General features: G+C 54.0%; 7 protein-coding genes and 1 tRNA gene. 2 read left to right on the top strand and 6 right to left on the bottom strand.

Features of this window, described 5'->3' with window-relative positions; genetic code table 11:
- Nucleotides 1-77: transfer RNA gene (locus tag WNZ15_RS26030), tRNA-Met, on the top strand.
- Here WNZ15_RS26030 and WNZ15_RS26025 read toward each other — a convergent pair.
- Nucleotides 34-1713, bottom strand: a complete 1680-nt coding sequence (locus WNZ15_RS26025) for a recombinase family protein (protein WP_342895967.1) — start codon at nucleotides 1711-1713, stop codon at nucleotides 34-36. The genes WNZ15_RS26030 and WNZ15_RS26025 overlap by 44 nt on opposite strands.
- 736 nt (nucleotides 1714-2449) lie before the next feature.
- Between WNZ15_RS26025 and WNZ15_RS26020 the strand changes: the two genes are divergently transcribed.
- Nucleotides 2450-2848, top strand: a complete 399-nt coding sequence (locus WNZ15_RS26020; RefSeq protein ID WP_342895966.1) for a hypothetical protein — start codon at nucleotides 2450-2452, stop codon at nucleotides 2846-2848.
- A 114-nt stretch (nucleotides 2849-2962) separates the two neighbouring features.
- On the opposite strand, the gene WNZ15_RS26015 is transcribed toward WNZ15_RS26020, so the two are convergent.
- The 5 genes from WNZ15_RS26015 to WNZ15_RS25995 are packed head-to-tail and all read right to left on the bottom strand — an operon-like array spanning nucleotide 2963 to nucleotide 7282.
- Entirely contained in the window at nucleotides 2963-3391 is a 429-nt protein-coding gene (locus tag WNZ15_RS26015) for a hypothetical protein (protein ID WP_342895965.1), read from the bottom strand.
- Between the two features lies 1 nt (nucleotide 3392).
- Nucleotides 3393-4949 carry a type IV secretory system conjugative DNA transfer family protein gene (locus tag WNZ15_RS26010; RefSeq protein WP_342895964.1) on the bottom strand — a complete coding sequence of 519 codons (1557 nt, stop codon included), beginning with the start codon at nucleotides 4947-4949 and terminating at the stop codon, nucleotides 3393-3395.
- Entirely contained in the window at nucleotides 4922-5986 is a 1065-nt protein-coding gene (locus tag WNZ15_RS26005; protein WP_342895963.1) for a vWA domain-containing protein, read from the bottom strand. The genes WNZ15_RS26010 and WNZ15_RS26005 overlap by 28 nt, the downstream gene beginning before the upstream one ends.
- 1 nt (nucleotide 5987) lies before the next feature.
- Nucleotides 5988-6674, bottom strand: a complete 687-nt coding sequence (locus tag WNZ15_RS26000; protein WP_342895962.1) for a hypothetical protein — start codon at nucleotides 6672-6674, stop codon at nucleotides 5988-5990.
- Nucleotides 6674-7282: a hypothetical protein gene (locus WNZ15_RS25995; protein ID WP_342895961.1), complete on the bottom strand. Its 609-nt coding sequence runs from the start codon at nucleotides 7280-7282 to the stop codon at nucleotides 6674-6676. The genes WNZ15_RS26000 and WNZ15_RS25995 overlap by 1 nt, the downstream gene beginning before the upstream one ends.
- Between the last annotated feature and the right edge of the window lie 458 nt (nucleotides 7283-7740).

The following is a 7740-nucleotide window of genomic DNA, read 5'->3' as shown; positions in this document are numbered from 1 at the left end:
CGCGGGATGGAGCAGTCCGGTAGCTCGTCAGGCTCATAACCTGAAGGTCGCAGGTTCAAATCCTGCTCCCGCAACCAACTTAACTTGCTGATCACCAGTTAAAGCGCTCCTGTTAGCTTCACCAGCTGCCAGGAGCGCTTTTTGTTTGGCGATCTCCGTCTCGTCGAACTTCAGCTGAGACGGGTGGTCTGCTGAGATCGCCAGGATCCCAGCCAGGTCACCGTGAAGATCAACAACCAGACGGTCTTCGCGTTCGTCGGGTGTTAAAACGATCTTCTCGATGAGTGATCTGATCAGTTCTGCAGCCTCTGGGCGGCTGTCTTCTGCATTGAGGGCTTCCAGAAGGTTATTGACTTGTGTGTGGTAACGCTCAGCCATGGATGGGTGCAGGAGCGGTGGGGCTTCGACAACTTGCTGGAGCATGGCTTCCAGTTCAATGCGCCTTGCTTCGAGCGCATGCATCTTGTCCTTGATCGGTGCGACTGGTGCGCCTTCAGAAATTGCATCGACCATCTGATCGAGCTTTTTCTTTGTTTGCTGCAGTTCCTGCCTGTGTCCTTCAACGGAGACATTGTGGGCCCGGCGCAGTTCATTCAGGTGCGCCGTATATTCTTTGCAGAACAGTTCACACAAATCCGGGTCCATCAGATGGGCGCGGAGCGCTTTAAGGACATCCTGATCCAGTGTATCGCGTTTGAATCCCTTACGGTTGTCGCAGGTGCCCTTGTTGCGGGCGTTGGAACAACCAAGGTGCGTCTGGGAAATCATGGAATAGCCGCCACCGCAGCATCCGCACTTGATCAGACCGGAAAACAGGTTTTTGGGGCGCTGTTTGGCCCAGAACGGTTTTTGGTGTGCGTTGAGTTTGCCCTGCCGGTCGCGCACGGCCTGCCACAGGTCCTCGTCCACAATCCTAAGTTCAGGAACGTCCTGAATGATCCAGTCGCTTTCCTCGTTGAGTTTTGAAACCCTCTTGCCGGTCGTTGGGTCCTTGACGTAGCGCAGCCGATTCCAGACCAGTCTCCCGATATAGAGTTCATTATTGAGAATACCGGTGCCGCGATTGCGGTTGCCGTTGATGGTGCTTGGTCCCCAGCCTTTGCCGGTCGGCCCTGAAACACCTTCCTTGTTCAGCTGATGGGCAATCGCTTTAGGCGATTTACCGTCCGCATAGTCCTGGCAAATCCGCCTGACGATGGCAGCTTCTATCTCGTTGATGGTTCTGCCGCCCTTTTCTTCTCCAGGAATGACGTCATAGCCATAACATTTGCCCCCGCCTGACTTACCCTGCTCAACGCGGCCTCTCAGGCCACGGCGGGTCTTGTCGGCAAGGTCTTTGAGAAAGAGCGCGTTCATCGTGCCCTTCAGGCCGATATGCAGCTGAGAAATATCCCCTTCCGACAACGTACAGATAGACACATCTGAAAATGATAGCCGTTTGAAGATTGCAGCTATGTCTTCCTGATCGCGCGACATGCGATCAAGGGCTTCTGCGTAAACAGCAATAAACTTGCCGCTTGCTGCATCCTGCATCATCATCTGAATGCCTGGGCGCATCATCGATGCTCCAGAGATGGCATGGTCTGAATAGCAGTTCACGACCTCGTAGCCGTCCTTCTCTGCCCGCTCCTTGCACATGCGGATTTGATCCTCGATCGAGGCATCGCTTTGCATATCGGTTGAATAGCGGGCGTAGATGACGGCGTGGGTCATGGCTTAAAGGTCCTTCTCAAAATCATTTGGGTCGGACCCACCTGTGGCAGCAACTTCTTCAGCAAAGTCTGCTTCGGCCGCGCGTCTTGCCAGGAACCGCACCAAACTCTCAAGCTTGGTTTGCTTTTCTGGCCCTTCAATTATACCGGCTGCGCGCAGCCAGATCTGGTCCGATAATCTAACCCTCATAATATACGTCTTTCGACTTGAAATAAACAAATAAGAAAAAACTAAATAAAATACTCACATAACCTATAGTAGCATTATGTAAATACCGAATACAAACTTTGGTATTGTGCATATACGTTTGTATATATAGCAAAAAGCCCATAACGATCCTCCTGAAGCACTCAAGAGAGCTTAGAGGAAACTCAACTATAAGGCGGGCTATCAAGAGCTGGTGTTTGGGCTCAGGAGTGCCAACATCTGTCCCTTAACCGGCTCGTTTACGGAAGTGCTCAGCGCAAAAACGATCAATTCCAGGAGAGCGCTCGGAAACTTGTGGCGGTCGTTCAGGAAACGATATGATTGCACACAATTTGTGCAGATTCATTTTATGATTCTTGCTCAATAACTTAGACTAATTGGACAAGAAAACGAATCAATGAGGTGAATCAGTCTCTTGCAAATCGATTCAAGGCTTGCAAGATTCGCCTTCGGGCGGCGGAATATAATCAACAGAAAGTTGGTGGGGTACCCTGAGCTCCCGCGTGTGGTGTCAAGCGGAGTTTACAATATGACCTACTTAAAAGGCGACGATCGCATCATCGTGTGTTCAAACTATCAGTTCGTGGATACCGAATTTTATCAGGAGAACGTTTGGAATATCGCGCGATTGACGCATGAATTGATGCCCAGCCGTGCGGCTTGGCTTACCGGAATGACGATCATCTATGATTATGCGCACCATCTCTACTTTCGGGACGGAAGCAAATATTGGCCGTCAGATATTGGTAAAATTTTCCCAGACCCTCAAAATAGGTGGTTCTCTGACTTTCTCAAAGCTGATGAAACAGGTGAAGCCCCGCTAAGTTACACCAAATACTATGAGCGGCTCCGCATGATCGAACTTTATTGCCGCCTTCGGCATATTAAGGAGCTGCCAGCATCGGAGCATTGGGAAGGGGCTGCTTAAACGTTTACCGAACCAGCATGTCCAGGCCGCAAGTCTACTTGGCCCGGACATGCGAGATAACGAACATGTATGGACTCGGTATGTTGCCAACTATGATGATGAGCCTCACTAGGTCTAACCCGGCACCGACCACTTGAACATTTTCCAAACGACTAAACTAGCTCCTGCCCATACTTCCGGTCCAGGCAAGTTCAGCCAGTAGGGCAGGGAAAACACTCCAACCCAGATGATCGCGTCTAGCAGGTATTCCAGGGTGCTTTTGCCTTCAATTGATTGGGGTTGAATCCTTTGTCCTCGTGCTAGCTGAGCCCCATGACCCAGTTGCTGTATTTGGGCTAGGGCTGCCATCTTCCGCCAGAACCGGACTCTCGAAAGAGCATAGCTTGCCGATACCAGAAGCAGCGGTGGACCCGCCGTCATGATCACCATGATCAAGGCATTGTGGAAGAGCGGCAGAGGAAGGCCGTAGTGCCAGGCGATGACGACGATCGAGCCATAGGCCAGAACGCCAACTATCACCGTCATGAACGTCATTGCGAACATATCAACCGACCTCGAGGTGGTCTGCCAGCAGGCTTCCAAGATCCAGTCCAGGGGCTGTGAAATCGACAGAAGGCAGGATGGGCCTGTCAGCGTGATGGGGATGGATGTCGTAAAGCGGGCGGTCATACGCATCCCTGTACCGCCGGTCCAGGTAGTAGACCGGGCGGTAGCCTATGAAGGGACGACTGGCCGCGAACTTGATGAACTGGATGCTTGGATGGAGGCTCATCAGTTCATCTGGGGTGATGAGCTGGCGGCCGGTCAGGCCATCGTTCATGGACCGGTAGGCGTCAACACCAAAGAGTTTTGTGCGTTCCGATGCGGAATTGTAGGACGCCCGCTCGACAGTTCCTGTTCCGCACAGTTGGGACAGGTAGTGGGCAGTGAAATAGTCATTCGTCCCAAAACACTGGACGCTGGCCGAGTTGGCAATGAAAGTCTGCCAGCGGTCCTTATAGAGATCTCTCAGCTGCGTAAAATCCTGCACCACGCCGACAATCAAAATACCGTACCCGGCCATGAGGCCATAACTGCTCTCAATAATCTGAAGGCGTTCGAGCGCTGCCATCTCTTCAATGAGGAAGAGAACGGGGAGGGCAGGTTTTTGATCAAGTGCGGTGACGGCATTGATCAAGGTAGACAGCAGCACGCGCAGCCAGCGCTTTGCCGTGCGGATGCGCCGTCCGGGCAGAACGATATAGATCGTTGTGTTCTCACCAATCGACTTCAAATCAAAATCGGAGACAGACAGACTGCTTGCCAGGCTTTTGCCTTCCAGGAAGTGGGTGTTGCGCTGCGCTGTTGAGATTACGCCTGAAAGTTCCCGATCCGATTTGCTTGTAATCCGGCCAGCTGCGTCCCGGACAAGGTCGTAGGGGCTCTCTGCCATGTCCTCAATCAGCTCGGCGAACTGGTCTGCGTTGCGATTGAGGTTCTGCCTGACACCTGCAAGCGTTCCGCCGAATTGAGCTTGTTCAAGCATGAGGCCGGCAATCAAGGCTGCCGCTTCCCCACTCCAATGGCTCTCTCCGCTGCCCTCGGGAATAACGCAGGCATCGGCCAGCAGAAGGGCGTCGTCAAACGGCTCGTCACCCTCCAGGTCGATGATCTGCATGGGATCAAGTTTGGCGGCGTCCATGCCAAGTTCAGATGCAACGCAGTCAAAGGGATCAATCAGGAAAACGTTCTGGCCGAGGACATCGCGCCGATACCGCGCAGTGATGAGGGCCAGTTCGCCGTCTTTGACATCCAGAACGACCGCCCCGCCTGGGTGATCCAGGAGCCGGGGAATTGCCCCGGAGACACCTTTGCCGCCACGTGTGGGTGCGGCAATCAGTTCATGGCGTGCGCCGCCATAGGTGACCGGCATTGCACCGGTCTCGATATATTCCGAAGGGTGATAGCCCAGCAGATGGAACCCGCCTGGGCCGTATCCCCTGGAGACAAGATGGGCGGCATCCGCCCATCTTGCTGAGCCATGCTGGAATGGATCGGAAATCCATTCCTGAGAATTGCTTCTGTCTGCCATGCTTATGGCTTTGCTGCTTGCGCCGGACATTCCCGTAGCTTCAAAACCGTCTGCTTGCGATAGGCTTCGCTCACCACGTCAAAATACTGGCCAAGCTGGTCAGAGACATCGCCCGCATGCTGCAGGTAGTTGTCCGCAATCCCCTTCAGCCATTTGTCTTCCCGGTCCCCGAGGAAATACACGAAGGTCGGTGCGCCGCCTTTGTCAGTGAGCACCTTCGTTCCCATGGTCTTGTTGTCCGTCACAGCCCCATCGGTCAGGACAATCACCGCCTTCTGATGTGTTTTACGAGATGGGTGATTGAGCCATTGATAGCTTTGGCTGAGCGCTGGAAACAGATTGGTGCTGCCGCCAACTTGCATCTTCGCCAAGTTGAAATGCTGTGGTTGGCAAAAGTTGGTTCCAAGGCCTTCTTTTGGGTCAAAGCTGACGGTTTTGGCAAAGGCCCCAACGGAGCAGATAGCCGTAGTCGGCAGACTGTCGATGAAGGCAAGCGCAGATCGTCGGACATCGTCCATGACTTCGCTCATGGAGCCGGAGCGGTCCATTAGGATGACAAAGGACATAGGCAAGGTCTGTGGCTCGGCTTCTATGCTTGCGCGTTCAAAACAAAGCGCCTTGCCCGCAGTTGTATAGGCTGCAAGCCGGTCAACTGGAGGCACAACAATCTTGCCTGTGTGATCCTTGAAGAGCCCGGCAACAACAAGACCGGAAGGTGTTTGCTGCACCTTGGAGATCTCGGTGCTGCCGCCTGACCAGCCAATAACGAGGTCATGCTGCGCATCAATGGCATATCCCCGCTCAATTTTGATCCCGGCACCATCGCGGATGTCGAGGGATTTGACCAATTCGAGAACGCGTTTTGGCGGCACAAGCCTTGGATCGGTTCGAACGCTCAACGTGACTGACTTTGAGAATTCGATCATCCGCTTCAGTTCCAGTTGAACATCCGGTGTGCCGCTGACCTGAGGGACAATGATGATCTTGGCTGTTGCCACTTGAAGGCTGCCAACGAAAAACGTGATGGCAAAAGCCATCACGCGAAGGAATTGAGCACTCTTCCTCATGTTACCGTCCCTCCAGGATTTTGCCGTTTGCTGCGCGCGTGCGCGCAGCATCCATCAGGTCGAAGTCCATCTCTCCCTTTTGGGCGCGGGTGATGACACCGGCCTTTTGCAGGTAGGTGAGGTAAACCTCGTCCTGATCGGCATGGACGTTCAGGAGTTTGACCTGGGTGGCGTCAGCGGCCAGTTTGGCAAGCTTCAGCTTTTGCGGGGCCGGTTGCGGCAGCTTGATGGTGGTGTCACCCTTGTCGCATGGGAAGCTGGCATTGATCATCGGCCCGATTGCAATCAGGCGGATCTCATCCGGCATTGTGATCCGTTTGGTCAGATCCGCCTGATCCCAGGCAAGCACCAGATCTGAGCATGTGTCCTTGAACTTGATGAGTTCAAGGATGCTGTGCCCTTGTTCAAACAATTGCTGCGGTGTGCCGGACCAGGTGACTTCGGTCGGGTTGGCAGACAGGATGATATGGATCAGGCCATGTTTGGTCGCTTTGCGGCGGCGCAATTTGACCAGCTCGCCGAGCAGATAGTTGATCGATGTCTTTGCCGTCTCCCGGTCTGTAACAACACCGCCATTCTCGATTACAACAAAGATGGCGAGGCTCTTCTTTGGTGCCGCGCTTAATGCTGCCGGAGCAGCACCCAGCATCAGTGCAACAAGGCCAATCTTGAGAAACTTGCGGATCATCACACGCCCCCCAATTTGGCTTTGAGGGTATGGGCTGCGCGTACGGCCAGCAGTCCAAGCACAGTGTTGACGACCGCAACCGTTCCCGCCACGAAAATCCCGAGCCCCTGGTTGTTTGCCAAAAACGCCATCAGTGGATTGGTGTCGTGGGTCTTGAATGGACCTTCAGAGGCTTCCTGAGCGATCAGGGTATAAAGGTTGACTGTCTCCAGGGTGAACACCAACGCATAAAGGCCGAGCGCGATGATTGCGTAGATCTTGTTGGTCGGGTTGGAGAGCCAGGTCTTTGGATCGACGTAGATCTGGCGACTGATAACTTCAGACCAGATCGCCATCGGCACGGCAATTGAAAACACCGCCAGCAAAAACGCCAGAAGGTGAGACACCGTCATCTCGTCGTCGATCATGCAGAAGATCCCGCCGGCACCCGGCAGGTCGCACAGATAGACGTCCGACATCATGCCCATCGTCTCCGAATACGTTCCGAACAACAGGAACAGCATCAGAAGCTCAATCGTAAGTGCAGCAATCAGTCCAATTGCTGCGGGGATCGGAGAACCGCCACTTGGCAGAGAATACTGCGGCCCCGGCTTGCGTACAGATGGCATCGCCACCTCCCTCGGCTACGCCCGCTTCGGGATGAAGCGGGTGAGGGGAAGGTGGAGCAGAAGCGAAAAAGCCTCTCACCAAATGCAGAGGTTCATGGACAGGAAAACAGGAAGAAAGAAGGAAAGAGGTGGCGTCCGGGTTGCGCCCTCATTTCTGACTTACATCGGTTCACGACTTCGTCCTGAAAGCCGCCGTTCATCCCGAACCCAACGAATGTACAGGGTGGGCGGGAAGTAGGAATTCGCCGCAGGTGCGAGCCAACCATGTCGCAATGTTTGAAGCCGACATTCAAATGACCTCAGAACCTGGCGTCTCTATGCGGTGCCGCAAGTCAGCTCCGAGCCAACTTGCTCATTAGTCAGATCGCCGCAAACGTCAGGTCTGAACCGCCCCGGGTTTGTCGGAAGCTCTTTAGCCCATGCGTGCAACCTGATTGGGAGAAGCGACCAACCCTCGA

Source organism: Roseibium sp. AS2 (genome assembly GCF_038900065.1).
In the GTDB taxonomy this organism is placed as follows: Bacteria; Pseudomonadota; Alphaproteobacteria; order Rhizobiales; family Stappiaceae; genus Roseibium.
The sequence above is the reverse complement of the archived record's forward strand: the minus strand, read 5'-3'. Positions and strand labels throughout refer to the sequence as shown.

Coding starts and splice junctions, on each gene's coding strand:
- WNZ15_RS26020 (WP_342895966.1), top strand. CDS start 2,450: ATGACCTACTTAAAAGGCGACGATCGCATCATCGTGTGTTCAAACTAT.
- WNZ15_RS26015 (WP_342895965.1), bottom strand. CDS start 3,391: ATGTTCGCAATGACGTTCATGACGGTGATAGTTGGCGTTCTGGCCTAT.
- WNZ15_RS26010 (WP_342895964.1), bottom strand. CDS start 4,949: ATGTCCGGCGCAAGCAGCAAAGCCATAAGCATGGCAGACAGAAGCAAT.
- WNZ15_RS26025 (WP_342895967.1), bottom strand. CDS start 1,713: ATGACCCACGCCGTCATCTACGCCCGCTATTCAACCGATATGCAAAGC.
- WNZ15_RS25995 (WP_342895961.1), bottom strand. CDS start 7,282: ATGCCATCTGTACGCAAGCCGGGGCCGCAGTATTCTCTGCCAAGTGGC.
- WNZ15_RS26005 (WP_342895963.1), bottom strand. CDS start 5,986: ATGAGGAAGAGTGCTCAATTCCTTCGCGTGATGGCTTTTGCCATCACG.
- WNZ15_RS26000 (WP_342895962.1), bottom strand. CDS start 6,674: ATGATCCGCAAGTTTCTCAAGATTGGCCTTGTTGCACTGATGCTGGGT.